General features: G+C 71.4%; 23 protein-coding genes and 1 riboswitch. Of the genes, 12 read left to right on the forward strand and 11 right to left on the reverse strand.

What is annotated here, in order from left to right; all coding sequences use genetic code 11:
- Window positions 1-55: 55 nt before the first annotated feature.
- The 6 genes from AB0N02_RS39570 to AB0N02_RS39595 all read left to right on the forward strand — a co-directional run bounded on the left by AB0N02_RS39570 (window position 56) and on the right by AB0N02_RS39595 (window position 4,593).
- Complete coding sequence (locus AB0N02_RS39570; protein WP_363957990.1) at window positions 56-925, forward strand: LysR family transcriptional regulator; 870 nt, start codon at window positions 56-58, stop codon at window positions 923-925.
- 263 nt (window positions 926-1,188) lie between these two features.
- Window positions 1,189-1,623, forward strand: a complete 435-nt coding sequence (locus tag AB0N02_RS39575; RefSeq protein ID WP_363957993.1) for an Lrp/AsnC family transcriptional regulator — start codon at window positions 1,189-1,191, stop codon at window positions 1,621-1,623.
- 323 nt (window positions 1,624-1,946) lie between these two features.
- Window positions 1,947-2,504: a GNAT family protein gene (locus AB0N02_RS39580; RefSeq protein WP_363957996.1), complete on the forward strand. Its 558-nt coding sequence runs from the start codon at window positions 1,947-1,949 to the stop codon at window positions 2,502-2,504.
- Between the two features lie 308 nt (window positions 2,505-2,812).
- On the forward strand, window positions 2,813-3,250 hold the full coding sequence (locus AB0N02_RS39585) for a hypothetical protein (RefSeq protein WP_363957999.1): 438 nt from the start codon (window positions 2,813-2,815) through the stop codon (window positions 3,248-3,250).
- Between the two features lie 127 nt (window positions 3,251-3,377).
- Window positions 3,378-4,124 (forward strand): hypothetical protein, encoded by a 747-nt coding sequence (locus AB0N02_RS39590; RefSeq protein ID WP_363958002.1) that lies wholly within the window; start codon window positions 3,378-3,380, stop codon window positions 4,122-4,124.
- A 61-nt stretch (window positions 4,125-4,185) separates the two neighbouring features.
- Window positions 4,186-4,593 carry a nitroreductase family deazaflavin-dependent oxidoreductase gene (locus tag AB0N02_RS39595; RefSeq protein WP_363958005.1) on the forward strand — a complete coding sequence of 136 codons (408 nt, stop codon included), beginning with the start codon at window positions 4,186-4,188 and terminating at the stop codon, window positions 4,591-4,593.
- Window positions 4,594-4,678: 85 nt separating this feature from the next.
- Here the strand turns inward: AB0N02_RS39595 and pgeF are convergent, their stop codons facing one another.
- The gene (pgeF, locus tag AB0N02_RS39600; protein ID WP_363958144.1) at window positions 4,679-5,365 is read right to left on the reverse strand and encodes a peptidoglycan editing factor PgeF; all 687 of its coding nucleotides are present in this window, start codon (window positions 5,363-5,365) and stop codon (window positions 4,679-4,681) included.
- Between the two features lie 97 nt (window positions 5,366-5,462).
- Here pgeF and AB0N02_RS39605 point away from each other — a divergent pair, with 97 nt between their 5' ends.
- Window positions 5,463-5,831, forward strand: coding sequence for a PH domain-containing protein (locus AB0N02_RS39605; protein ID WP_363958008.1), 369 nt, complete (start codon window positions 5,463-5,465; stop codon window positions 5,829-5,831).
- 86 nt (window positions 5,832-5,917) lie between these two features.
- Here the strand turns inward: AB0N02_RS39605 and AB0N02_RS39610 are convergent, their stop codons facing one another.
- Both AB0N02_RS39610 and glgA read right to left on the reverse strand, forming a co-directional pair.
- Complete coding sequence (locus AB0N02_RS39610) at window positions 5,918-7,003, reverse strand: PQQ-dependent sugar dehydrogenase (RefSeq protein ID WP_363958010.1); 1,086 nt, start codon at window positions 7,001-7,003, stop codon at window positions 5,918-5,920.
- Window positions 7,004-7,551: 548 nt separating this feature from the next.
- Entirely contained in the window at window positions 7,552-8,736 is a 1,185-nt protein-coding gene (gene glgA, locus AB0N02_RS39615; RefSeq protein WP_363958013.1) for a glycogen synthase, read from the reverse strand.
- Window positions 8,737-8,784: 48 nt separating this feature from the next.
- Here glgA and glgC point away from each other — a divergent pair, with 48 nt between their 5' ends.
- The 3 genes from glgC to AB0N02_RS39630 all read left to right on the forward strand — a co-directional run bounded on the left by glgC (window position 8,785) and on the right by AB0N02_RS39630 (window position 11,282).
- On the forward strand, window positions 8,785-10,011 hold the full coding sequence (gene glgC, locus AB0N02_RS39620) for a glucose-1-phosphate adenylyltransferase (RefSeq protein WP_363958015.1): 1,227 nt from the start codon (window positions 8,785-8,787) through the stop codon (window positions 10,009-10,011).
- A 136-nt stretch (window positions 10,012-10,147) separates the two neighbouring features.
- Window positions 10,148-10,897, forward strand: a complete 750-nt coding sequence (locus AB0N02_RS39625; protein ID WP_363958017.1) for a TetR family transcriptional regulator — start codon at window positions 10,148-10,150, stop codon at window positions 10,895-10,897.
- 10 nt (window positions 10,898-10,907) lie between these two features.
- Entirely contained in the window at window positions 10,908-11,282 is a 375-nt protein-coding gene (locus AB0N02_RS39630; RefSeq protein ID WP_363958019.1) for a VOC family protein, read from the forward strand.
- On the opposite strand, the gene AB0N02_RS39635 is transcribed toward AB0N02_RS39630, so the two are convergent.
- Window positions 11,258-12,043, reverse strand: a complete 786-nt coding sequence (locus AB0N02_RS39635) for an enoyl-CoA hydratase-related protein (RefSeq protein ID WP_363958022.1) — start codon at window positions 12,041-12,043, stop codon at window positions 11,258-11,260. The two genes, AB0N02_RS39630 and AB0N02_RS39635, sit on opposite strands and share 25 nt — an antisense overlap.
- 148 nt (window positions 12,044-12,191) lie before the next feature.
- Here AB0N02_RS39635 and AB0N02_RS39640 point away from each other — a divergent pair, with 148 nt between their 5' ends.
- A complete protein-coding gene (locus tag AB0N02_RS39640; RefSeq protein ID WP_363958025.1) occupies window positions 12,192-13,769 on the forward strand; it encodes a pentapeptide repeat-containing protein in 1,578 nt (525 codons plus the stop codon).
- A 91-nt stretch (window positions 13,770-13,860) separates the two neighbouring features.
- Here the strand turns inward: AB0N02_RS39640 and AB0N02_RS39645 are convergent, their stop codons facing one another.
- Window positions 13,861-14,742, reverse strand: a complete 882-nt coding sequence (locus AB0N02_RS39645) for a fumarylacetoacetate hydrolase family protein (protein WP_363958028.1) — start codon at window positions 14,740-14,742, stop codon at window positions 13,861-13,863.
- Window positions 14,743-15,026: 284 nt separating this feature from the next.
- On the opposite strand from AB0N02_RS39645, the gene AB0N02_RS39650 reads away from it, so the two are divergent.
- Window positions 15,027-15,977, forward strand: a complete 951-nt coding sequence (locus tag AB0N02_RS39650) for an FCD domain-containing protein (RefSeq protein ID WP_363958031.1) — start codon at window positions 15,027-15,029, stop codon at window positions 15,975-15,977.
- Between the two features lie 91 nt (window positions 15,978-16,068).
- Here AB0N02_RS39650 and AB0N02_RS39655 read toward each other — a convergent pair whose 3' ends face one another.
- The 6 genes from AB0N02_RS39655 to AB0N02_RS39680 all read right to left on the reverse strand — a co-directional run bounded on the left by AB0N02_RS39655 (window position 16,069) and on the right by AB0N02_RS39680 (window position 24,035).
- Window positions 16,069-17,055, reverse strand: coding sequence for a mechanosensitive ion channel domain-containing protein (locus AB0N02_RS39655; RefSeq protein ID WP_363958034.1), 987 nt, complete (start codon window positions 17,053-17,055; stop codon window positions 16,069-16,071).
- A 108-nt stretch (window positions 17,056-17,163) separates the two neighbouring features.
- On the reverse strand, window positions 17,164-18,159 hold the full coding sequence (locus AB0N02_RS39660; protein ID WP_363958037.1) for a ribonucleotide-diphosphate reductase subunit beta: 996 nt from the start codon (window positions 18,157-18,159) through the stop codon (window positions 17,164-17,166).
- Between the two features lie 27 nt (window positions 18,160-18,186).
- Complete coding sequence (locus AB0N02_RS39665) at window positions 18,187-20,406, reverse strand: ribonucleoside-diphosphate reductase subunit alpha (protein WP_363958039.1); 2,220 nt, start codon at window positions 20,404-20,406, stop codon at window positions 18,187-18,189.
- A 197-nt stretch (window positions 20,407-20,603) separates the two neighbouring features.
- A riboswitch (cobalamin riboswitch) is annotated at window positions 20,604-20,802 on the reverse strand.
- A gap of 4 nt (window positions 20,803-20,806) precedes the next feature.
- Complete coding sequence (locus tag AB0N02_RS39670) at window positions 20,807-21,829, reverse strand: tripartite tricarboxylate transporter substrate-binding protein (RefSeq protein ID WP_363958042.1); 1,023 nt, start codon at window positions 21,827-21,829, stop codon at window positions 20,807-20,809.
- Window positions 21,830-21,927: 98 nt separating this feature from the next.
- Window positions 21,928-23,748: a glutamine--fructose-6-phosphate transaminase (isomerizing) gene (gene glmS, locus AB0N02_RS39675; RefSeq protein WP_363958045.1), complete on the reverse strand. Its 1,821-nt coding sequence runs from the start codon at window positions 23,746-23,748 to the stop codon at window positions 21,928-21,930.
- 11 nt (window positions 23,749-23,759) lie between these two features.
- The gene (locus AB0N02_RS39680; protein WP_363958048.1) at window positions 23,760-24,035 is read right to left on the reverse strand and encodes a hypothetical protein; all 276 of its coding nucleotides are present in this window, start codon (window positions 24,033-24,035) and stop codon (window positions 23,760-23,762) included.
- Between the last annotated feature and the right edge of the window lie 140 nt (window positions 24,036-24,175).

The raw sequence follows: 24,175 nt of genomic DNA on the forward strand, positions 1-24,175 counted from the left end.
TCGACGACCGTGCAGGTCCAGTTCTGTTTTCTTCCGAAACCATTAAGCTGGACTGATGCTCGATGTGCGACGTCTCCGCCTGCTCCGCGAACTGTCCTACCGGGGCACGATCGCCGCGGTCGCCGAGGCCATGCTGTTCACCCCCTCGGCCGTCTCCCAGCAACTCGCCGCCCTGGAGCGGGAGGCCGGAGTCGCGCTGCTGGAGAGGACGGGCAGGCGGGTGACCCTCACCCCGGCGGGGATCGCGCTGGTCGGGCACGCGGAGGCGGTGCTGGAGCGCTTGGAGCAGGCCTCCGCCGAGCTCGCCACCGCCCGCACCGGCCTGGTCGGGACGATCAGGATCGGCGCCTTCCCCACCGCGACCCGCACCATCCTGCCCGCCGCCCTGGCCGCCCTCGGCCGCGACCACCCCGGTCTCGAACCGATGGTGGACGAGATCGACCCCGCCGAGGTTGCCCCCCGCCTGCGGGCCGGTGACCTGGACGTGGCCCTCGTCCACGAGTACGACTTCGTGCCCGCGGCCCCCGACCTCGCCCTGGACACCGAGCCGCTGCTGGAGGAGCCGATGTACCTCGCCTCCGGCGACGGCCGCGACTCGCTCGTACGGTGCCGCGACACCTCCTGGATCGTCTCCAAGCCCGGCACGCTCTGCTACGAGATGACCGTGCGGGCCTGCCAGGCCGCCGGGTTCGCCCCGAGGATCCGGCACCACATCGACGACTTCGCCGCCGTGCTCGCGATGGTGGCGGCGGGTCAGGGGGTCGCGATGGTGCCCGAGCTGGGGGCGGCCGATCCCCCGGAGAACGTCCGGCTCACCGAGCTGTCCATGCGGCGCCGTACGCAGATCGCCTTCCGCAGGGGGGCCGCCGCCCATCCCGCGCTCGCCGCCTTCACCGGGGCCCTGCGCTCGTCGATCTCCGGCTGACCGCCGCCCGCGCCTTCCCCCCGACAGAGGCTTAGAGTCATCATTCGATCACTTTATGTGATAGGAAGGCTGTGTCGTGTCGCTTTGCCGCGCCTTGGGGCACGGATCACCGCGGCCGGCCGGCCGCGAGGGACATCCGTGACCGGCGACCGATTGACCCGTATGGAAATATGCTAGGAAGGCGATTCGGGCTTGGGGCCTTTGGAACAGAAGGCTCCGGAGTTGATCTGGTTGGCGGATAGCGGAGCGTGATAGTGGACGCGATGGACTGGACCCTCCTGGCCGAGCTGCAGGGCGACGCGCGGCTGTCCTACAACGAGCTCGCCCGGCGGGTGCACATGTCGGCCCCGGCGGTCGCGGAGCGGGTGCGGCGGCTGGAGGAGACCGGGGTGATCACCGGCTACCACGCGCGGGTCAACCCGGCGCTGGCGGGGCGGGGGGTGGCCGCGCTGATCAGGATGACGTGTTACGGGCCGCGCTGCGTGCTCCGCGACGAGCAGGCGCTGGCCTGGCCGGAGATCCTGGAGGTGCATCGGGTGACCGGTGACACGTGCTGCCTGCTGCGGGTCGCCGCCTCCTCGATGATCGCCTTCGAGGAGCTGATCGACAAGCTCGCGCCGTACGGTCACCCGTCGAGCATGATGGTGCTGTCCAGCCCGGTCCCCTGGCGCCCGCTCTCCCCTGTACAGGACGGCTGACCTCCCGGGGCGGCGTCCGCCTCCGCGCCCGCCCCGCCAAAGCCCGCACCATCGGAACCCGCCCCGCCAAAGCCCGCGCCACCGGAACCCGGGCGACCGGAACCCGGGCGGCCGGAACCCGGGCGGCCGAAAGGCCCACCAGCGCCGTCTGGCCATGAGACGCGGAGATTGCAGAGAAACTTACGCCTCTGCCATCGTTTCAAGTAGCTTGTCCTTTTTGGCAAAAAATCGCCGGGCGGCCGACCGTATTTGTTACCCGCGGGACAGTTGTCATACGGAACGATCCCTAGCGGGAAAACTTCCCGAGGCGTTACCGTCTGCGCATGCGCCACGTTGAGATCTCCGGTACCCGCCTCCGTCTGAGGGAGGTCACCGTCGACGACGTGGACGCGTTGCACGCCGTTTACGGCGATTCCACGGCCACCGAGCACCTGCCGTTCGACCCCCGCACCCGCGAGGAGGTCGAGGGGATCGTCGCCGAGGCCATCCGGGCCGCCGAGACCGAGCCCCGGCGGCTGTACGTGCTCGCGGTGGTCGATCTGGAGGAGCAGCGGACCATCGGCGTGGCCAGGCTGCACATCGAGGCCGACCACCCGCACAGCGCGGAGATCGGCATGGGCCTGCGCCCCGACCACTGGGGCCGGGGCATCGGCACCGACCTGGTCAGGCTGATCCTGGTGCTCGGCTTCCGGCACCTGCGCCTGCACCGCGTCTGGGGCGCCCGCTCCCCCGCCAACACCGCCGCCCAGCTCACGATGCTGGTCGCCGGAATGGTCGAGGAGGGCAGGATCAGGCACCACGTGCGGGCCCGCGGCGCCTGGCGCGACTCCGTCGTCCACTCCGCGCTCGAGGACGAGTGGGAGGGATACCGGCTCGTCTGAGCGGCCGAGAGCCCCGGTCCCGGCACCGGACGGCCCGCCCACCGGCCACCGGTGCCGACTCCCGCCGGCCTGCCTGCCCCCTGCCGACGAGGCGGGCAGGTGCGCCGTGCTGACCGAACCAGGGCAGGCCCGCCGTACCCTGGGGGACCCCGAGCGCGCCTTCCGTGACCTGGACGAGGCGATCGACCTGGCCCTGCGCACGGGCGACCGCGCGGCGCTTGCCTCCGCGGTCACCGTGTTCGGCGGGCTCACCGTGTGGAACCGGCGTCCCTACGGAACGGTGGACGGCAAGATGATCGCCGTCTTCGATGGTCCCGCTGCGGCCGGTCACGGTGCTGGCCGCGTTCGAGGCGGGCCGGGAGGACCTCCCGCGGGAGCTGGCCGGGCGCTGGGGCGGCGAGGTGGGAGAGAACTGGATCGCCGACTTCCTGCTGCCCGTCTGGGGGCTGGTGGCGGCCGGGCTCGGCGTCCCCGATCCCGCGCCCCTCTACGACAGGCTGCTGCCGCAGGCGGACCAGCTGATCGTCGCGGGCATGGGCTGCGTGGGCTGGGGCTCGGCGCACCACGTGCTGGCCGGGCTGGCCGACCGGCTGGGCCGTACCGCCGCCGCGCTGGAGCACGCCGAGACCGCCCTCGAAACGCACCGCGCGCTCGGTCTGACCTACTGGAAGGAGCTGAGCCTGGCTCAGCTCAGGGATCTACGGGCCCGCCACGGAGCCGGAAATCCCCTTCCGGAGATGTCGTGACGGAATTGCCGCCTTTTTCGGCTCCAAAGAGCGTGAAATGGGCCTAGAGTCCGCGCATGTGAGTGAGAGTTCCATCCTCCCCGTGCGCGGACGCGCCGTGCGGCCTTCAGGGCGGCACCGCAGACCCGTGCCCTCCCACCTCCCGCCCGAGGCACCCGCGCTGGTGCTGGCCACGCTCGGCGACGCCTCGGGAGTCGCCGCCGAGCTCGCGGCCCTGGTCCAGGGGGACAACCCGCAGATCGAGGTTCGCCTCGCCGGCCTCGGCGAGGACGGCAAGGAGCTGACCGCCGAGCTGGAGGACGCCGCGCGGGTGCGTCCTGCGGACGGCACCGCCGCCGTCGTGGTGCCTCTGCTGACCGGGCCGCACCCGGTGGCCGACCGCCTGATCGCCAGGGCCGTCGCGGCGAGCGGTGTCACGGTGACGGTCACGGAGTCGCTGGGACCGCACCCGCTGCTGGCCGAGGCGCTGCACATCCGCCTCGCCGAGAAGGATCTCGCCCGGGCCGACCGGATGCGGCTGCTCAACGTCTCCAGCCCCGTCGACGCGGTCGTCATGGTCACCATCGGCGGTGAGAACGCGGCGGCCGAGGCGCAGCCGACGGCCGTGCTCCTCGCCTCCCGGCTGACGCTGCCCGTCCTGGTCGCCTCGCTGGACAGCGCGCCCGACGTCACGGGCGCGGCCGACCGGCTGCGCGGTATCGGCGCGCTGCGCATCGCACTGTCCCCGTGCGCCATCGGTCCCGAGATCGCCCCGGGCCTGGCGGAGGCCGCGGCGTCGCGGATCGGCGCCGACTGCGCCGACCCGCTCGGCTCGCACGGGCTCATCGCCGACCTGGCCGCCCGCGCCTACGGGAGCGTCCTGGCCGCGGGCTGACGTGAGAGATCCCCTCGGGCGGGTATTCGCCTGGTACGGCCACCACCAGAGGGGATCGATCATGCTGTTCGGAAAAGAGCACGTCGAGCGCTATCGGGCGACCGACGGCGCCGAGGGACACGACTGGCAGGGCACCACGGCCCTGATCCTGACCACCACGGGACGCAGGACGGGCGAGAAACGCGACGCGCCGCTCATCTACCAGCGTCACGGCGACGACTACCTCGTCGTGGCGTCGAACGGCGGTGCGGACGCCCCGCCGACCTGGTATCTCAACCTGCGGGCCGATCCCGACGTCGAGGTGCAGGTGCTGGGCGACCGGTTCAGGGCGAGGGCGCGCACGGCGACCCCCGGGGAGAAGTCCGAGCTCTGGCCGATCATGACCGCGGCCTGGCCTCCCTACGACGAATATCAGACGAAGACCGACCGGGAGATCCCGGTGGTCGTGCTGGAGCGGGTCCCTTCGTGACCCTCGTGTCCCCACGACGATGGGGGTGACACGCGGGCCGGTGCAAGGCCGGTCGCGCGCCCGCGGTCCCGGCCGGCCGGGAGGCTCAGGCCTCCAGCCAGACGTAACCGGCGAAGCGGCCGGTGCGCCCGTCCCTGCGGTGGGAGAACAGGTCCGGGGTCTCGATGGTGCAGCGGGTGTCGTGGGTGACGTCGCGTACCCCCGCCCTGGCCAGCTGCGAGGTGATCCCGGCCCGCAGGTCGAGCGCCGGGGTGTCGTCGCGGGTGATCGACCAGACCTCGGGCAGGACCTCCGCGACCTCGCGGCGCATCCCGGCGGGCACCTCGTAGCAGCTGCCGCAGGCCATCGGGCCGATCAGGGCGGTCATCCTCGCCGGGTCCGCGCCGTGTCCGGCCATCGCCTCGACCAGGGCGGGAACCACGCCGAGCACGGTGCCGACCCGCCCGGAGTGCGCGGCCCCGACCAGGCCCGCCACCGGGTCGGCCAGCAGGACGGGGGCGCAGTCGGCGCAGAGCGCCGCCAGGCCGAGGTGGGGGACGTCGGTGAAGACGCCGTCCAGCGGCGGCGGGTCGTCGCCGAACGGCTCGGTCACGTAGCGGACGTCGGCGCTGTGCACCTGCCGCATGAACACGGTCCGGTCCAGGCCGAACTCGGCCGCGGTCTTGGCCCGGTTGGCGGCGACCGCCTCCGGGTCGTCGCCGCACAGGCCTCCGAGGTTGCGGCTGCCGTACGGCTCCGCACTGGTACCGCCGTGGCGGTTGGTGATCCTCATCTGAAAGTTCACGGCCCCGACCTTACCGATCGACGGAACCGCCTTCTCGGCGCACTCGTTATGTGAAGCGACAGATCCCCTGCAGATTGGGAGCGTCATGACAAAGGTCGCATATGACCGGAGAGAACAGCTTCAGCAGATCGAGAGCGGACTGCTCCCGGGCGAGCAGATCATCGCCGTCTACGACGCGATCGGCGCCGGTACCGGCTTCCTGGGACTGACCGACAAGCGCGTGATCGTGCAGGACAAGTCCTTCGTGGGCAAGCGGGTCGCGATCACGAGCATCCCGTACAGCAAGGTCTCGGCGGTCAGCGTGGTGAGCAACAAGTCCTTCGCGGGCTCGTTCTTCTCCTCGGGGGCGATCGCCATCCACGTGGGGACCCACACCTACGAGGTGGAGTTCCGGGGCAACGACAAGGCCCACCACGTGCACAACGTGATCTTGCACTTCATCAGCGGCGCCTGAGCCCCGGCCGGGGCCGCGGCGGGACCGAGTGGAGCCGGATCGGGGGACGGTGATCCGGCCGCTCCGCCCGGGGGACGAAGGGCGGATCAGGAGATGGTGACCCGGATGATCCGGTCGAAGCCGGGCGGTCGTCCCCCGTTGGCGTCGGTGTTGCTCGTGGTCATCCAGAGCCGGTCGGCGCCCGGGATCTTGCTCACGGTGCGCAGCCTGCCGTAGGTGCCCACGTAGTAGGCCTCGGGCGTGGCGGTGCCCTCGCCCGAGCACAGCGGGATGCGCCAGAGCCGCCGGCCGCGCAGGGCCCCCATGTAGACGACGTCGCGGACGATCGCGATGCCGCTCGGCGAGGCCGTGGAGACGGGCCATGTCCGCTTGGGGTTGGTCATGCCGGGGGTGTCGCAGTAGCCCTCGCAGATCGGCCAGCCGTAGTTGAGCCCCGGTTTGATCAGGTTGAGCTCGTCGAAGGCGTTGGCGCCGAACTCCGCCTCCCAGAGGCGGCCCCGGGAGTCCCAGGCGATGCCCTCCGGGTTGCGGTGGCCGTAGCTGTAGACGAGCGTGCCGAAGGGGTTGCCGGGCGCGGGCGCGCCCGCGGTGGTCATCCGCAGGATCTTGCCGTTGAGCGAGTCGGGGTCCTGCGCGTCGGCGGGGTTCTGCGCGTCGCCGGTGGTGGCGTACAGGTAGCCGTCGGGGCCGAAGCCGAGGCGTCCGCCGTTGTGGTAGCGGTTCTTGGCGATGCCCCGCACCAGGACCGTGTAACCGCTCAGCGATTCGCCGTCGTAGGTCATCCGGACGATCCGGTTGCCCTCCTGCGCGGTGTGCATGAAGTACACGTAGTGGTTGCTCGTCCAGGCCGGATCGACCGCGACGCCGAGCAGGCCGCCCTCGCCGTCGGTCGTCACCGTCTGGGGAACCTCTCCCACCTCCCTCCTGGCACCGGTGAGCGTGGCCCTGAAGACCAGGAAGCTGTCGCGTTCGGTCACCAGGGCGGTGCGCCTGTCGGGCAGCCACGCGACCCCCCAGGGCACCGTCCAGCCGCTGGAGATCTGCGCGCTGCGGGACGGTACGCCGCCGCCGCACACGTCGACGCCCTGATCGCCGCCTCCCCCGCCTGCTCCTCCCCGTCCGGAGGCATCGCACGCCGCCGCGGAGAGGGCGGCGGAGCCGGGTGCCGCCATGACGGGAACCGTGGAGGGGGCGGCCGGCCGGGCCGCCGCGACCGCCGCGACCGCCGGGACCTCGAGCGCGGCGAGGGCCGCCAGCAGTCCGAGGGCCGCCGCGAGGCGCGCTCCCGCGGGACGGCAGGGCGTTCTCCCCCGCCCCCGCGGGCCCCCGTGAGTCCTCGCGCGGGAGCCGTCGGCACGTCCACACGAGAGCGGGTCCCGCACTGTCATCCCGCGGAAAAACTCAGCCGTCGCCATATCGTGGATCTTGAGCTGATCCCGCTCTCGGAAAACCTCCCCAACCCTGAAGGCTTCACCAGGACATCCGCCGCAGGTCACACGCGCGGGCAAGCACCGTCCACCCGGAGTTTGCCGGTCGGCCGGGCACGCGGGAGAACGCCGGGCACGCGGAGGGACGCGGAGGGACGCGGAGGGACGCGGAGGGACAGGGTCCACCCGGTGGGACCGTGGGTCCGCGCCCGCCGGTCGGCCGGGCACGGGGAACGGGCGGGCGAAACGGGGAAAACGGGGAACAGGGGAACGGGGAACGGGCGGCCGATCGGTCAGAGTCCGCCGACCGAGCGGTACAGCTCCATCGTCCGCTCGGCGATCCGGGCCCAGGAGAAGTGCTCGACGGCCCTGGCCCGCCCGGCCACGCCCATCTCGGCGGCCAGCGCCGGGTCGTCCAGCAGCCGGTTGACCCGCTCGGCGATGTCGGCGGCGAACCGCGCGGGGTCGTCGGGGGTGCCGTCTGCCGCGGACTGCGCGATCGGGACCAGCAGGCCGGTCGAACCGTCGGCGACCACCTCGGGGATGCCGCCGGTCGCGGTGGCCACGACGGCGGTCTCGCAGGCCATCGCCTCCAGGTTCACGATGCCCATCGGCTCGTAGATCGAGGGGCAGACGAACACCGTGGCGTGAGTGAGGATCTGGATCACCTCGGGGCGCGGGAGCATCTCCGAGATCCAGACGACCCCCTCCCGTTCCCGCTCCAGCTCCCGCACGAGCCCGGTGACCTCCGCGGCGATCTCCGGGGTGTCGGGCGCTCCGGCGCAGAGCACGAGCTGCGCGCCGGGCGCGAAGTCCTTGGCCGCGTGGAGCAGGTGGACCAGGCCCTTCTGCCGGGTGATCCGGCCGACGAACACGACGTACGGCCTGCCCGCGTCGATCCCGTGCCCGGCCAGGGCGTCGGTGCCCCGGTCCGGGGCGTACTCGCCGGTGTCGATCCCGTTGTGGATCACGGAGACCTTCTCCGGCGATATCCCCGGGTAGCAGGCGAGCACGTCGCGCCGCATCCCCTCGGAGACGGCGATGATCGCGTCGGCGGTCTCCAGGGCGCCGCGCTCGGCCCACGACGACAGCGTGTAGCCGCCGCCGAGCTGCTCGGCCTTCCACGGCCGCAGCGGCTCCAGGCTGTGGGTGGTGACCACGTGGGGCGTGCCGTAGAGCATCTTGGCGACGTGGCCCGCGAAGTTGGCGTACCACGTGTGGCTGTGCACCAGGTCGGCGCCTTCGCAGCCCGCCGCCATCTCCAGGTCCACGCCCAGGACCTGGAGCGCGGCGTTGGCCGCCGCCAGGCCGCCGGGGACCCGGTAGGCCTCGACGCCGTCCTCGGCACGCGGCGCGCCGAAGCAGCGGACGCGCACCTCCGCGAGGCGCCGCAGCTCCCGGGCGAGGTACTCGACATGGACCCCCGCCCCGCCGTAGACCTCCGGGGGATACTCACGGCTCAGCAGATCAACGCGCATACGATCACCCTAGTGTTTCGTTTCCGCGCGTCTGGTTAGGGTCCTGATATGAGAGTCCTCGCGATTGTGCTCGCCGGCGGCGAAGGCAAACGGCTGATGCCGCTGACGGCTGACCGGGCCAAGCCCGCGGTACCTTTCGGGGGGATATACCGGCTCGTCGACTTCGTGCTTTCTAACCTCGCCAACGGTCACTACCTGCAGATCGTCGTGCTGACGCAGTACAAGAGCCACAGCCTCGACCGGCACGTCTCCCAGACCTGGCGGCTGTCGTCCATGCTGGGCAACTACGTCACACCCGTGCCCGCGCAGCAGCGGCTCGGGCCGCACTGGTTCTCCGGATCCGCGGACGCGCTGTTCCAGAACCTGAATCTGATCTACGACGAGATGCCCGAGCACGTCATCGTGTTCGGGGCCGACCACATCTACCGGATGGATCCCCGGCAGATGGTGGCGCAGCACGTCGACTCCGGCGCCGACGTGACGGTGGCGGCGATCAGGCAGCCGATATCGCTGGCCGACCAGTTCGGCGTCATCGAGACGGACCCGGCGGGACGGCGGATCGTCGCCTTCCGCGAGAAGCCCAAGGACGCCGTCGGCCTGGCCGACGCGCCCGACCAGATCTACGCCTCGATGGGCAACTACGTCTTCAGGACGCAGGCGATGCTCGACGCGCTGCGGGAGGACGCGCTCGACCCCACCAGCAAGCACGACCTGGGGGGCAACATCATCCCGATGATGGTGAAGTCGGGCACCGCCGAGGTCTACGACTTCGCCGACAACGTCGTGCCCGGCTCGACCGAGCGCGACCGGGCGTACTGGCGGGACGTCGGAACCCTCGACGCCTACTACGACGCCCACATGGACCTCATCGCGGCACACCCGGTCTTCAACCTCTACAACAGCCAGTGGCCGATCTACACCGGTCACGACCCGCTGCCCCCGGCCAAGTTCGTGCACAACGACGGCGACCGGGTGGGCCGGGCGATCGACTCGCTCGTCTCGGCGGGCGTGATCGTCTCCGGCGGCCTGGCCGAACGCTCGATCCTGTCCCCGGGCGTGGTGCTGCACTCGCACTCCCGGGTCGAGGACTCGGTGCTGATGGGCAACGTGAAGATCGGGCGGGGCGCCATGGTCCGCAAGGCCATCATCGACAAGAACGTGGTCATCCCGGACGGCGCCCGGATCGGATTCGACCCCGAGTACGACCGCAGCCGCTTCGCGGTAACCGGCAACGGCATCGTGGTCATCGGCAAGAACGAGATCGTCGACCGCTAGAACACACCGGCGGCGCGCCACCCGGTGGCGGAACCGTCTCGGACCGGCCGTCCTTCCCCTCGCGGGAGGGGCGGCCGTTCGCCGTTCCCCCAAAACCCGTTGACGGAGTGAGTACTCACTTCGCATCATGGGTGGCATGACGACACCACAGCCGCGGCGGCGCGCGCCGGGAATGAGTCCCGAGCAACGCCGTCAGATGATCGTCCTGGCCGCGCTCCCGCTGGTCGCCGAGCACGGCGCGGCGGTCACCACCGCGCAGATCGCCAGGACCGCCGGGATCGGCGAGGCCACGATCTTCCGCGTGTTCACCGACAAGGACGAGCTGCTGGACGCCTGCGTGGTGGAGGCACTGCGCCCCGACCACGTGCTGGAGCAGCTCGCCGCCATCCCCCTCGACCGGCCGCTGACGGCCCGCCTGGCCGAGGCCACCGACGCCATGCGGGCGCACGCGACGCGGATCGGCGCCGTCCTGGGCGCCCTGCACGCGTCGGGGCGCCGTTCCCGCGACCGCCTCGTCCCGGACCCCGCCCGGAAACCCGCCCGGGACCCCGCCCGGGACTCCGCTCAGGACTCCGCCCGGGAGAGCGCGCCGGACGGCCCGGCTCCGGAGACCGCCGGAGAACGGCGCGGCCGCCTCCCCTCCCCCGGCCGCCTCGGCACGTCCCCCCTGGACCGCGCCGCCTCGTTCAAGGAGACCCGCGAGGCGCTGGCCGAGCTGTTCGAACCCGAGCGCGACGAGCTGCGCCTCGACCCCGACCGTCTGGCGGCGCTCTTCCTGAACCTGGTCTTCTCCGCCACCCGCCACCCGGCGGGCGACCCCGAGCTGAGCACCGCCGACCTCGTGGACGTGTTCGTCCACGGCGCCCTGAACCGAGCCGCGAACTGAGAGGACCGTCATGCCCGTCACGCTGAACCACACCATCGTCCCCGCCGCCGACAACGAGAGGGCCGCCCGGTTCTTCGCCGACATCATGGGGCTGGAGTGCCTGCCGCCCGCGGGCGCCCGCGGCCACTTCGCCCCGGTCCGGGTGAACACCTCCCTCACCCTCGACTACATGACCGTCGACGATCCCCGGGGGCACCACCTGGCCTTCGACGTGGACCCTGCGACCTTCGACGGGATCCTCGCCCGTCTCCGGGAGCGCGGCGTGCCGTACGGCAACCACCCGGCCCACCCCGACAACGGCCGCATCGACCACCCGCTCCGCCCCCGCGGGCTGTTCTTCGTCGACGAGGTCCGCAACCTCTACGAGGTCATGTCCTCCGAGTGACCTCCCGGGAGCCGGTAGGGGAACCGCGGGGGCCGCCCCTCCAGGAAGGCGGCGACGCCCTCGGCCGTCTCCTCGCGCGACTCCCGCTGCCAGTGGCGGAACCGCGCCTCGTCGGCCCGGCCGTCGACGACCTCCTTGGTGGCGGCCAGGGTGAGCTGGGAGCGACCGGCGAGGGTGCGGGCCAGGCCGTACACCCGCTCGCGCAGCGCCCGCGGCGCGTGCACCTCGTCGACCAGCCCGGTGCGCAGCGCGGTGGCGGCGTCGGCGAACTCCGCCGAGTAGAGCAGGAGCTTGGCGGTCGACGGGCCGACGAGGTCGACGAGGCGGCGGGTCGAGCTCAGCGGGTAGACGACGCCGAGCTTGGCGGGGGTGATGCCGAAGCGGGCGTCCTCGGCGGCGAGGCGGAGGTCGCAGGCGACGGCGAGCTGGCAGCCGCCGCCCACGCAGAAGCCCTCGATCATCGCGATCGTCGGTTTGGGGAACTCCGCCAGCGCCCGTTCCGCGAGGACGGTCAGACCGGTGTCGTCGTCGCCGTCGGCCAGCCCGGCGATCTCCGAGATGTCCGCTCCCGAGCAGAAGGTACCGCCGGCGCCCGTGAGCACGAGGACGCGTACGGCCGGATCGGCCGCCAGCGGCGCGACGATGCCGGGCAGTGCCCGCCACATGGCCGCGCTCAGCGCGTTGCGCTTGCCGGGACGGTCGATCCGTAACGTGGCGACGTGGTCGCCGACGGACAATTCAAAACCATCGGAGATCTTCACGGGATAGATTCTCCCGGGACGTCCCACCGCGGCACCGGCCGCCCCCGCACCGCGAGAGGCCGGATCCCCGGGGAGCCGTCCACCCGCCCCGACCGCTCCCACCCCCCGCGACGGCCGCCGCGCCCGCGAACCCCCCGAGGAGATCCCCATGCGACTGGCGCGCCCCTTCCGGCGGCTGAGCCCCGCCGAACGGCGGGTCTGGGACGCCTACCCGTCGGGCGCCTGGGTCGACCTGCGGACCGGGGAACCCGGCGCCGACGACCCGGTGAACGGGGCGGAGTGGGGCCCCGAGCGGACGGTCAGGGCGGAGATCCTCGCGGCGCTGCTGCTCGGCGCGCGGGAGGCCGAGCCCGGCAGGACCGCCGGGCTGCGGCTGGCGGGCGCCCGGGTGACGGGGCTGCTGGACATGTCGGACGCCACCCTGACCGGCAAGCTGCACCTGCTCAACTGTCACCTCCCCGAAGGGGTCTCCCTCACCGACGCCACCACCTCGGGCGTGCGTTTCCGGGGATGCGAGATGGGGCGGGTCAGGGCGGCCAGGTGCACGGTCAACAGCCTGATGGACTTCGACGGTTCCACGGTCCACGGCGGGATCCGGCTGGACAACGCCCAGGTCAAGGGTCAGTTCCAGCTCAACGGAGTGCGGCTGTCGGCCCCGCCGCAAGAACCGCGGGGGTCGGAGAGCAAGTTGCAGGACGTGCGCAGGACCCCCCGCGAGACGGAGCCGCAGGAGCCGCGGCCCGGCCGGAGCCGGTGGGCGCTGTGGGCGGGCGGCCTGACCGTCGAGGGCGGGGCCTTCATGCAGGACATGACCATCGAGGGCGGCCTGCGGTTCATCGGGGCGAAGTTCCGCGGCGGCATCTACCTGCAGAGGTCGGTCATCACCGCCACGGGACAGTACGCCGTCCAGGCGGACTTCGTGGAGTCGGGGGCCGCGGAGTTCAGCGCGGGGTTCACCGCGACGGGCACGGTCCGGATGCGCAGCTCACGCATCAACGGCGTCCTGTCCTTCGACGGGGCGACGCTGGAGGCCCCCGGCCGGGTCCTCCACCTGAGCCACGCCCAGGTGGAGGAGCTGATCCTGCGGCCCGCCTCCATCAAGGGGGAGGTCAACCTCGCCTACTCCCGCATCGGGGTCCTGCTCGACAGCCCGTCGGGCTACCCGGACGGGGTGTACCTCAACGGGCTGGTCTACGAGGCGCTGCGCGGCGCCGACTGGACGGTGGCCGACCGCCTCACATGGGTGGACAAGGATCCCTACGGCTACCGCCCGCAGCCGTACGAGCAGCTGGCCGCCTGGTTCCGCCGGATCGGCCACGAGCCCGACGCCCGGCGGGTGCTGCTGGCCAAGCAGCGCCGGCGCCGCCCCACGCTCAGGCCGATCGGCAGGATCTGGGGCAGGCTGCTCGACCTCGTCGTGGGGTACGGCTACCGCCCCTGGCTGGCCGGCCTGTGGGCGGTGGTGCTGCTGACCTCGGGCACCCTGGCCTTCTCCGCCGTTCCTCCCCGGCAGATCGACCCGGACCAGATCAGGAGCTTCCAGCCGTTCGTCTACACGCTGGACCTGCTCTCCCCGGTGAGCGTCTTCGAGCAGCGCGGAGCGTGGGAGCCGGTCGGCTGGACCGGATGGCTGGCCTGGACCCTGGTCGTCTCCGGCTGGATCCTGGCCACCGCCCTGATCGCGGGCGCCGCCCGGGTGCTGCGCCCGGCCCCGGCCTCCTCCTAGGCTCACCTTCCCGGCGCGCCCAGGAGGGCGCCCCGGAGGGGCGCGGCCCGGCCAGGACCGGCGTCATGTCCGTGGGATGTGCCTCCTGTCACTACCGGAGGGTGAGGTCGCGCCACATCCGGCCGAGGTCGTCGGCCGGATCCGGCGCCGTGACACAGACGTTGCGCAGCGATCCGATGCCGGGGATCTCGGTGTGCACGACGTCGCCGGCGCGGAGGAACACCGGCGGGTCACGGAAGACGCCGACACCGGCGGGGGTGCCGGTGAAGACGAGGTCGCCGGGGCGCAGCGGCGTGACGGCCGAGAGCAGCGCGACGAGTTCGGCGACGCCGAAGACCATGTCGGCGGTGGTGCCGTCCTGGACGAGCTCGTCGTTGAGCCGGCAGCGCAGCCTCAGCGCCTGCGGGTCGGGGATCTCGTCGCTCGTCACCAGCCACGGTCCCGTCGGGGCGTAGGTGCGGAAGGACTTGGCGAGGCTGAGCTGGCCGGAGCCCTGCACCGCCCGGTCGCTGATGTCCTGCCCCACGAGGTATCCGGCCACGTGCTCCAGCGCGTGGGCGGCGGGCACGTTGTCCGCGTGACGGCCGACGACGGCGACGAGCTCCACCTCGTAGTCGACGGTGTCCCCGCGCAGCTCCACCTGGCCGTAGGGCCCGGTGACGCAGCTGGGGAACTTGGTGAACCCCTGCGGCAGGGACCGGTGGGTCGTGTCGTGGCCGCCCTCGGCGAGGTGGCCGGCGTAGTTCAGCCCCACCCCGAAGACCTGCCCCGGGCGGGGAACCGGCGCCTCCAGCAGTTCGGCGTCGTACGGTTCCCAGCTCGGCGACCGCCCGTCGATCCAGGTGCGGAACCCGTCCCAGTCGTCCAGGATCGCCTGGGCGTCGCGGTACGCGCCGTCCGAGGCGGCGGCGAGGTCGAAGGCGCCGGCCTCGCTCAGCAGGACCGGCACGCCCGCCAGATTTCCGATACGCATGGGTCAGGTCCCTTTCCGTCGAGCGTGCTCGACGACGCTTTCGGCCGCACGGCGGCGCAGTTCGATCAAGGATTGTTCGGAGTGGAAGGCCACGTGTGGCGTGAGCAGCACGTCCGCCCGCTTCGTCAGGGGGCCGTCCGGCGGCACGGGTTCCCGGTCGAAGGTGAGGCACGGCGTCGGTCGGCGGCTCACCGGCCCCAGGGACAAACAAGATGCATGCGGTTGCACATAACGCCGAACCGTACAGCCTGGATGGATGCATGCACAAGCACTACGATGACCCCATGGAGTCTGCAGCGCTGGAAACCCTGGGATATCAGCCCTGGCAGGAGTTCTCCCGGGCACACGCGGCGGTGACCCGCACGCTGGACGAGAATCTGCAACGCGAGTGCGGCATGCCTCTGCGCTGGTTCGAGGCGCTGGCGGTCCTCACCGCCAACGAGGGGCGGGCGGTGGTCCAGCAGGACCTCAGCAACGCGCTGACCATGAGCCAGAGCGCCGTCAGCCGTCTCGTCACCCGCATGGAGCAGGAGGGCCTGGTCCGGCGCACCAAGCAAGGCGACGACGGGCGGGCGGTGACCCTGGAGCTGACCGACGCCGGAGCCGTCAGGTTCCGCGGCGCCCAGGCGCGCTATCTCAGCGACATCACCGAGCACTTCAGCCGGCACCTGGTCGACATCGACACCGCCCGGTTCGTCGCCGCGATGCGCAGGCTGAGCGGCGGCGAGGCGGCCGCGCACTCCCCCGTCGAGCTTCTCGGCTTCGGTGAGTCCGTGCTGGCCGTCAACGCCGACCCGGTCGCCGTGGCCGACGCGCTGCACGTCCGCGACGCCCTGGAGCCGCTGCTCCTGTCCGAGGCCGCCAAGTACCGTACCGAGGAGGACATCGCCGACTGCCGGATCCTCATCGCCCAGATGGAGGCGTGCGCGCACGACCCCGAGCAGTACTACCGCGCCGACTGGCGGCTGCACGCCCGCCTGGCCGCCGTCTGCCGCAACGCGGTCCTGCGCTCGACCTACCTGGGCCTGCTCTCCGTGATCGAGGCCCACCTCGACACCGTGGTGCGCAGCGACAGCGACGCCGACTACATCCAGCGCCGGCTCGCCATCCACCGGGAGATGATCGAGTCGGTGGCCTCGGGCAACGCCTCACGGGTCCTGCGCGCCGCCGAGGCGCACCGGTTCATGGGCATCCGGGCACAACCCGGCGCCCCTCACCTGGCCGACCACGGCTGAGAGGAACGCGGGAGCGAGGCGACGGAGCGACGAGGGGGACACCGGCCCGCGAGCGCCCAGGCCCCCGACACCGCCGGGCGCCGCGAGGAGGTCAGGTGTCCACCCGGAATCTGGGCAGCGCCTCGGGATACTTGTCCCTGACGTACTTCACCAGGTGCTCGCGCATGTCGCACTTGAGGTCGAAGGCGCTGGGGGAATCGGCGGCGCTCATCAGCGCGCGCACCTCCAGCAGCCCGTTGGGCAGGGTGTCGGTGACCTGGAGGGTCCAGTCCTTCTGGTCCCACAGCGGGTGCTCGCGCAGGGCCCGGTAGAGCTCGACGCGCAACTCGTCGACCGGGACCGTCCAGTCGACCCGCAACATCACCGCGCCGATCACCCGGCTGGTGTGCCTGGTCCAGTTCTCGAACGGGTTGGTGGTGAAGTAGGAGACCGGGAGCACCAGCCTGCGCTCGTCCCACAGGCGCAGCACCACGTAGGTGAGGCTCAGCTCCTCGATCCGGCCCCACTCCCCCTGCACGACCACGACGTCGTCCAGCCTGAGCGCGTCGCTGAAGACCAGCTGCAGCCCGGCCAGCAGGTTGCCCAGCATCGACTGGGCGGCGATGCCGACCACCACTCCGGCGATGCCCGCGGAGGCCAGCAGTCCGGCGCCGAGCGCGCGCACCTCGGGGAAGGTGAACAGCATCGCGCCCAGCGCCAGCACGATGACCACCGCGGAGGCGACCCGGCGGACCAGGGTGATCTGGGTGCGGATCCGCCTGGCCCGCCGGTTGCGCTCGCCCTCGACGGTGACCAGGCGGTCGAGCACCACGTCGGTGACCGCGTACGCGGCCTGGATCACCAGCCAGGTGACACACCCGATCATGAGCAGGCTGACCGTCCGCTCGATCGTGTCCTCGACCGCCCCCTCGGCCATGCCGGGCCGGTAGAGCAGGTTGGCGGTCGCCACGCCCGCCAGCGCGAACGCGGGCCAGGTGCAACGGCGCACGAGGGGGGCGGCGAGCGCCCACTTCTCGCCGATCAGCCTCCAGCGCAACGCCCGCCGCACCATCTCCACGCAGGCGACGGCGGCAAGCACCGAAATGATCAAAATGATCCATCTGGACACTGACGGCTTCCCCCCGGTCGTCGCTTCCCGGACTGAGTGCCCCCGCGCTCACCGCCTATTCAGAAGAAGTCGTCCTGTTCAGAAGGCCTCGTCGAAGGCGACGTTTCCCTCGACGGCCACCTGGTAGGCCGACACCCTCCGTTCGAAGAAGTTGGCCAGCTCCTGGACGTCCTGCAGTTCCATGAACGCGAACGGGTTGGCGGTGCCGTACCGGACGGGCAGCTGGAGCCGGGCCAGTCGCTGGTCGGCCACGTATTCAAGGTACTGCCTCATCCGATCGGCGCTCATCCCCGACAGGCCGTCGCCGCACAGGTCGGCGGCGAACGCCAGCTCCGCCTCGACCGCCTCCTCCATCATCCGCGTGACCTGGACGCCGAGCTCGTCGTCGAAGAGCTCCGGCTCCTCGGCCCTGACGGTGTCCACCACGCCGAAGGCGAACTCCATGTGCATGGACTCGTCGCGGAAGACCCAGTTGGTCCCGGTGGCCAGGCCGCCGAGCAGGCCCCTGGAGCGGAACCAGTAGACGTAGGCGAAGGCGCCGTAGAAGAACAGGCCCTCGATGCACGCGGCGAAGCAGATGAGGTTGAGCAGGAAGGCACGCCGGTCGTCCCGCGACTCCAGCCGGGTCAGGCCGCCGAGCGAGTCGATCCACCGGAAGCAGAACTCGGCCTTGTCCCGGATCGAGGGGATGTGCTCGACCGCGGCGAAGGCCTTGACCCGCTCCTCGTGGTCGGGCAGGTAGGTGTCCAGCAGGGTCAGGTAGAACTGGACGTGCACGGCCTCCTCGAACAGCTGCCTGCTGAGATACAGGCGCGCCTCGGGGGCGTTGACGTGCTGGTAGAGGTTGAGCACCAGGTTGTTGGCCACGATCGAGTCGCCGGTCGCGAAGAACGCGACGAGCCGGTTGATCAGGTGACGCTCCTCGGGCGTCATCCTCGCCAGGTCGGCCAGGTCGGAGTTGAGGTCCACCTCCTCGACGGTCCAGGTGTTGCGGATGGCGGCGCGGTAGCGTTCGTAGAAGTCCGGGTAGCGCATGGGCCGCAGCGTGAGGTCCATGCCGGGGTCGAGCAACATCGGGGGAGCCTTTCGTCGTACGGGGTCCTACTGGCAGGCGTCGCAGTACTCGGGGTTCTCCAGTGAGCAGGCGACGGCTCCGCTCTCGGTCCCGGCCTCCGGGACGGCCCTCGTCACGGTGGTCTGCGCGATCCGGGTGGCCGGGCGGGAGCGCAGGTAGTAGGTGGTCTTGAGGCCCGACCTCCACGCGTAGGCGTACATCGACGACAGCTTGCCGATGGTCGGGGTGGCCATGAAGAGGTTGAGCGACTGCGACTGGTCGATGTACGGCGCGCGCGCCGCCGCCAGGTCGATCAGCGCCTTCTGCGGCAGCTCCCAGGCGGTCCGGTAGAGCTCCTTGAGGTCCTCGGGAAGGCCGGGAACGTCCTGGACGGACCCGTCGGCCCGCTTGATCGCGTCGCGGATCTGCGGGGTCCACAGGCCGCGGTCCGAAAGGTCACCGACCAGGTAGCGGTTGACCTGCAGGAACTCCCCGGAGAGGGTCTCGCGCTTGAAGACGTTGGAGACCTGGGGCTCGATGCACTCGTAGCAGCCCGCGATGGAGGCGATCGTCGCGGTGGGGGCGATGGCGACGATCAGCGAGTTGCGCAGGCCGGTCTCGGCGATCCGCGCCCTGAGCGCCGTCCACTCCGCCGAGCGCCCGGCCCCGTAGTGGTCGGGGTGCAGCACGCCGCCCGCGGCGCGGGTGTCGTCGTAGGAGGGGTGGCGTCCCCGCTCGGCCGCCAGGTCCGCGGAGGTGGCGTAGGCGGCGAGCGCGATCTCCTCGGAGATCCGGGTGGACAGCTTCAGCGCCCGCGGGGAGTCGAACGGCAGCCGCAGCGCGAAGAAGACGTCGGCCAGGCCCATCACGCCCAGCCCGACGGGCCGCCACCTCTCGTTGGCGACGCGGGCCTCGGGGGTCGGGTAGAAGCCCAGATCGATGGTCCTGTCCAGGAACCGCACCGCGGTGCGGACGGTCCGGCGCAGCCGCTCCCAGTCCATCTCCCGCCCGTCCTCCCCGGTGCCGAGGTGGGCGGCGAGGTTGATCGAGCCGAGGTTGCAGACGGCGGTCTCCGCGTCGCCGGTGACCTCCAGGATCTCGGTGCAGAGATTCGACAGGTGGATGACGTTCTCGGGACGGGCCGTCTGGTTGGAGGTGCGGTTGGCGGCGTCCTTGAAGGTCATCCAGCCGTTGCCGGTCTGGGCGAGGGTGCGCATCATCCGGCCGTACAGCGCGCGGGCCTGGACCCGCCTGACGAACCGGCCCTCGGCCTCGGCGGCCCGGTAGGCTTCGTCGAAGGCGTCGCCGTACAGGTCGGTCAGGTGCGGCACCTCCTTGGGGTCGAACAGCGACCACGTCTCGTCGGCCTCGACCCGGCGCATGAACTCGTCGGGGATCCAGTTGGCCAGGTTCAGGTTGTGCGTGCGGCGGGCCTCCTCCCCGGTGTTGTCGCGCAGTTCGAGGAACTCCTCGACGTCGGCGTGCCAGGGCTCCAGGTAGACGCAGGCCGCGCCCTTGCGGCGGCCGCCCTGGTTGACCGCGGCGACGCTGGCGTCCAGCGTGCGCAGCCAGGGCACGATGCCGTTGGAGTGGCCGTTGGTACCCCGGATCAGCGAGCCCCGCGAGCGGACGCGGGTCCAGGAGACGCCGATCCCCCCGGCGTACTTCGACAGCCGCGCGACCTGCCCGTAGCGCTCGTAGATGGCCTCCAGCTCGTCACGGGGCGAGTCGAGCAGGAAGCACGACGACAGCTGGGGCCTGCGCGAGCCGGAGTTGAACAGGGTCGGCGAGCTGGGCAGGTAGGCCAGGGCGGCCATGAGCGCGTACAGCTCGGCGGCCTCCTCGACCGTCTCCGACAGGCCGCAGGCCACGCGCAGGAAGAAGTGCTGCGGGCGCTCGAGGACCTTGCGGGTCCGCGGGTGGCGCAGCAGGTAGCGGTCGTAGACGGTGCGCAGCCCGAAGTACTCGAACCGGTCGTCGGCGTCCGGCGCGATCAGCGCGTCGAGCGCCTCGGCGTGGGCGGCCACGAACGCGGCCAGCCGGTCCTGGAGGAGTCCGGCGGCGTGGGTCGCGGCGATCGACTCGGAGAAGGTCCGGACCCCGTGCCCGGCCGCCTCGTCGGCGATCAGTTCGGCCAGCAACCGCGCGGCGACCTTGGAGTTCTCCGGATCGGTGATCACCCGGGCGGCGGCCTCCTCGATGGCCAGCCTGCGGTCGTCCCGCTCTCTCCCGCTCTCCTCCGCGACATCGATCAAGGTCTGTGTCACGTGTTACCCCTCGCGCGCTCGTGTTCCCCGTACGGCTCCCGCCGGAGGACGCGCGTCCACGGGCGGTCCCCGGGCACGCCGGACCGCCTCGTTCCGCGGACCCTCCCTCGAGGCCCTGGACAGTTCCCATGGCCGAGCCCACCTCGCCCGGCACGCCGCGGGCCGCTCTGCGCGTCCCCCGGTGCCCGGCTCGGCTTCCTCAGCCACGTGTCACCGGCAGGTCTTCGGACTCACAGGCACCTTGCACACTTCTACTGGCCGTCGCTTCCCAGGCATGGCTCACCCAGTGCTCATGACGGCGGTCGTTCCCGTTCACCGCTGCGGGGCAGTCCCGGACTCGCACCGGGTTCCCTCTTACCTCGCCCCCTCGGGCGAACCAGCAACAAGCAGGATCCTACATCTAGTGCCGCCCGACGCAACTACCCCAACAACTTGTGTCGAAGGAGCTGAGTAGCCCGAGTTCGCCGAGAACTCCCCGGGTTCGGCGGGTCTCGGTGACGATCCACTGGCGGAACTCGTCGCCGCTCAGATAGACCCGGTTCCAGCCGTTGGCCGCGCACAGTGCCTGCCAGCGGGGCGAGGCGTCGATCCGGTCGCACAGCGCGACGGCCTCGTCCCGGTCCCGCGGGCTCATGCCGCGCGGGCCGAACACGCCGCACCAGTCGGCGTACTCGAGCCGGATCTCCCGCTCCATCAAAGTCGGCGCGTCGATGCCGTCGATCCGCTCGCTGGAGGAGACGACCAGCGGCCGCACACGGCCCGCGGCGATCTCCGGCAGGAAGGCCCGGGCCGATCCCAGGAGCGCGGCCACCCGCCCCTCCTGCAGGGCCTCGACGCCCTCGGCCCCGCCGGGGTAGCCCGCGTAGTCCAGCAGCCTGACGTCCACGCCGAGGCATTTGCCGATCATGCCGTAGAGCACGTGGTCGGAGCCGCCGTCCAGCCTGCCGCCGACCACCAGCTCGGCCGGGTTGCGGCGGAGCACCGCGGCGAAGTCCTCGAAGGTGCGCAGCAGGGAGTTGGTGGAGACGACCAGGGCGGTCCAGTCGCCGACCAGCCTGGCCAGCGGGGTGGTCGCCGCCATCACGGAGGCGACGTTGGCGATCTCCGCGCCCGCCACCACCGGCATGCCCGCCAGGAGCAGCCTGCCGTCGCGCGCGAACGGGCCGCGGGCGGCGAAGGCGCTCAGCGCGGCCGCGCCGACCCCGCCCGGCTGGTTGCTGACCTCGACCGCGCCGGCCAGCCCGTCCCCGGTCAGGATCGCGGCCAGCGCGCGGGCGGCCTGGTCCCACCCCTGCCCGCGGGGGGCGGGCACGACGATGGTCAGCCTGCCCGCCGGAGCCGCGCCGGAGTCGCCCAGCCTGTCACAGCCGCAGGTGGCGGCCATGACCCCCAGCGCGAGCGCGAAGAACCGCCTACGGTGCATAAGCACCCCTTAGCCCGAGATCCCCCAAACCTCTAGATACTTCACGCTACAGGGCAATTACTTTCCGTAGTACATGTCGGGGGTATAGCCTCGCGAGATCACTCCACCGTGACGCTCTTGGCGAGGTTGCGAGGCTTGTCCACGTCCCGCTCCAGGGCGACGGCGGCGTGGTAGGCGAACAGCTGCAGCGGGATCGACAGCAGGATCGGGTCAAGCTCGGTCTCGTTCTTGGGCACCACGAGGCAGTCGTCGGCCAGCTTCGGGTCGGCCGTACGGTGCCCGACCATGAGCACCCGCCCGCCGCGCGCGCGGATCTCCCCCAGCGTGGTGAGGTTCTTGTCCAGCAGCTCGTCGTCCGGGACGATCGCCACGGTCGGCATCTCGGGACCGATCAGCGCCAGCGGCCCGTGCTTGAGCTCGCTGGCCGGGTAGGCCTCGGCGTGCACGTAGGAGATCTCCTTGAGCTTCTGCGCGCCCTCCCTGGCCACCGGGTATCCCCGGACCCGTCCGACGAACATCATGCTCGGCGAGCCGGCGTACTTGTGCGCGAGCTCCCTGATCTCCGGCTCCAGGGCGAGGATCTGCTTGATCTGGTCCGGCAGCGCGCGCAGGCCCTCGCAGATGCGGCGGCCGTCCGCCGGGGACAGGTCGCGTACCCGGCCCAGGTGGAGCGCCAGCAGCGCGAAAGCCACCGCGGTCGAGGTGAACGCCTTGGTGCTGGCCACCGAGACCTCGGGGCCGGCGTGCAGGTAGACACCGCCGTCGACCTCGCGGGCGATGGCGCTGCCGACGGTGTTGACTATGCCGAGCACCCTGCCGCCCTTGCGCTTGACCTCCTGGACCGCGGCGAGGGTGTCGTAGGTCTCCCCCGACTGGCTGATCGCCACGTAGAGGGTGTCGTGCTCCACGACCGGGCTGCGGTAGCGGAACTCGCTGGCGGGCTCGGCGTCGGCCGGGATCCGCGACAGCTCCTCGATGAGCTGGGCGCCGATCTGGCCCGAGTAGTAGGCGGAGCCACAGCCGATGATCTTCACCCGCCGGAAGGAGCGGGTCTCCCGGGCGTCCATGTTGAGACCGCCCAGGTGGGCGATGTGGAAGCGGTCGTCGAGACGTCCGCGCAGCGTCCTGGCCACGGTCTCCGGCTGCTCGGAGATCTCCTTGAGCAGGTAGTGCTCGTAGCCGCCGGTGTCGTAGTGCCCGGCCTCCCAGTCGACGGTCAGCGGCTCCTTGGCCGTCTCCCGCGCGTCGCTGGAGAAGGTGTGGAAGCCGTCGGCCCTCAGCACCGCGAGCTCGCCGTCCTCCAGGTGCACCACCTGGCGGGTGTAGCGGACCAGCGCGGCCACGTCGGAGGCGGCGAACATCTCCTTCTCGCCGATGCCCAGCACGATCGGGCTGCCGTTGCGCGCCACGACCACCTCGCCGGGCCGCTGGGCGTCGATCACCGCGACGCCGTAGGTGCCGACGACCCGCTTGAGCGCGGCGCGGACCGCCTCCTGGAGCGAGTCGGCGTCCTCGACGGTGCGGGCGATCAGGTGGGAGAGCACCTCGGTGTCGGTCTCGGACAGGAAGACCGCGCCGTCGGCCTCCAGCTTGGCGCGCAGCTCGTCGGCGTTCTCGATGATGCCGTTGTGCACGACGGCGATGCGCTCGTCGCCGGACAGGTGCGGGTGGGCGTTGACGTCACTGGGCGCGCCGTGGGTGGCCCAGCGGGTGTGCCCGATGCCCAGGGTGCCCTTGAACCGCGCCGGTACGGCCGCCGCCAGGTCCGCGACCCTGCCCTTGACCTTGCGCATCTTCAGTCCCTTGTTGGAGACCACCACGCCGGCCGAGTCGTAGCCGCGGTACTCCAGGCGCTGCAGGCCCTCCAGCAGGATGGGGGCCGCGTCCTTCGGTCCCACGTAGGCCACGATTCCGCACATCCGACCGCTCCTTACCCGTAGACGACCCGGCGCAGCTGGCGCAGGGAGAGTTCCGGTGGCGCGACACGGCGGGCTCGGAGCTCGACGGCGATCCGGGGAAAGATCTCGTCGTTGACCAGCCCCCTGGCCTTGAGCTCGGCGTGACGCCGCTGGACGAACTCCTCGACCGGCTCGGAGAAGTAGGCCAGCACGTCCGCCACGACCCGCGCCGCCTCCCCGGGGCCGAGCGCGCTCGTCCGGGTCAGGTGGGCGATCAGGTCCTCGTGGGGATGCCATGCCGTCGACACAGACGAGGACCATACGCAGCCATAAACCGGTTTATCAAATTTCCTGCCCGATTTCGGGCAGAAAACATTGCCTTCGATCTCCCCGGCCCCTCATCGGAAACAGTCAGTATCATCTCCTCACTCTGGGTAGTCATTCGGAC

The sequence above is a fragment of the Streptosporangium sp. NPDC051022 genome, assembly GCF_040683035.1.
Lineage (GTDB): Bacteria > Actinomycetota > Actinomycetes > Streptosporangiales > Streptosporangiaceae > Streptosporangium.

Coding starts and splice junctions, on each gene's coding strand:
- AB0N02_RS39660 (WP_363958037.1), bottom strand. CDS start 18,159: ATGTTGCTCGACCCCGGCATGGACCTCACGCTGCGGCCCATGCGCTAC.
- pgeF (WP_363958144.1), bottom strand. CDS start 5,365: ATGAGGATCACCAACCGCCACGGCGGTACCAGTGCGGAGCCGTACGGC.
- AB0N02_RS39650 (WP_363958031.1), top strand. CDS start 15,027: ATGGAGTCTGCAGCGCTGGAAACCCTGGGATATCAGCCCTGGCAGGAG.
- AB0N02_RS39585 (WP_363957999.1), top strand. CDS start 2,813: ATGGTCCCGCTGCGGCCGGTCACGGTGCTGGCCGCGTTCGAGGCGGGC.
- AB0N02_RS39570 (WP_363957990.1), top strand. CDS start 56: ATGCTCGATGTGCGACGTCTCCGCCTGCTCCGCGAACTGTCCTACCGG.
- AB0N02_RS39605 (WP_363958008.1), top strand. CDS start 5,463: ATGACAAAGGTCGCATATGACCGGAGAGAACAGCTTCAGCAGATCGAG.
- AB0N02_RS39640 (WP_363958025.1), top strand. CDS start 12,192: ATGCGACTGGCGCGCCCCTTCCGGCGGCTGAGCCCCGCCGAACGGCGG.
- AB0N02_RS39575 (WP_363957993.1), top strand. CDS start 1,189: ATGGACTGGACCCTCCTGGCCGAGCTGCAGGGCGACGCGCGGCTGTCC.
- glgC (WP_363958015.1), top strand. CDS start 8,785: ATGAGAGTCCTCGCGATTGTGCTCGCCGGCGGCGAAGGCAAACGGCTG.
- AB0N02_RS39630 (WP_363958019.1), top strand. CDS start 10,908: ATGCCCGTCACGCTGAACCACACCATCGTCCCCGCCGCCGACAACGAG.
- glmS (WP_363958045.1), bottom strand. CDS start 23,748: ATGTGCGGAATCGTGGCCTACGTGGGACCGAAGGACGCGGCCCCCATC.
- AB0N02_RS39580 (WP_363957996.1), top strand. CDS start 1,947: ATGCGCCACGTTGAGATCTCCGGTACCCGCCTCCGTCTGAGGGAGGTC.
- glgA (WP_363958013.1), bottom strand. CDS start 8,736: ATGCGCGTTGATCTGCTGAGCCGTGAGTATCCCCCGGAGGTCTACGGC.
- AB0N02_RS39645 (WP_363958028.1), bottom strand. CDS start 14,742: ATGCGTATCGGAAATCTGGCGGGCGTGCCGGTCCTGCTGAGCGAGGCC.
- AB0N02_RS39610 (WP_363958010.1), bottom strand. CDS start 7,003: ATGGCGGCACCCGGCTCCGCCGCCCTCTCCGCGGCGGCGTGCGATGCC.
- AB0N02_RS39595 (WP_363958005.1), top strand. CDS start 4,186: ATGCTGTTCGGAAAAGAGCACGTCGAGCGCTATCGGGCGACCGACGGC.
- AB0N02_RS39625 (WP_363958017.1), top strand. CDS start 10,148: ATGACGACACCACAGCCGCGGCGGCGCGCGCCGGGAATGAGTCCCGAG.
- AB0N02_RS39670 (WP_363958042.1), bottom strand. CDS start 21,829: ATGCACCGTAGGCGGTTCTTCGCGCTCGCGCTGGGGGTCATGGCCGCC.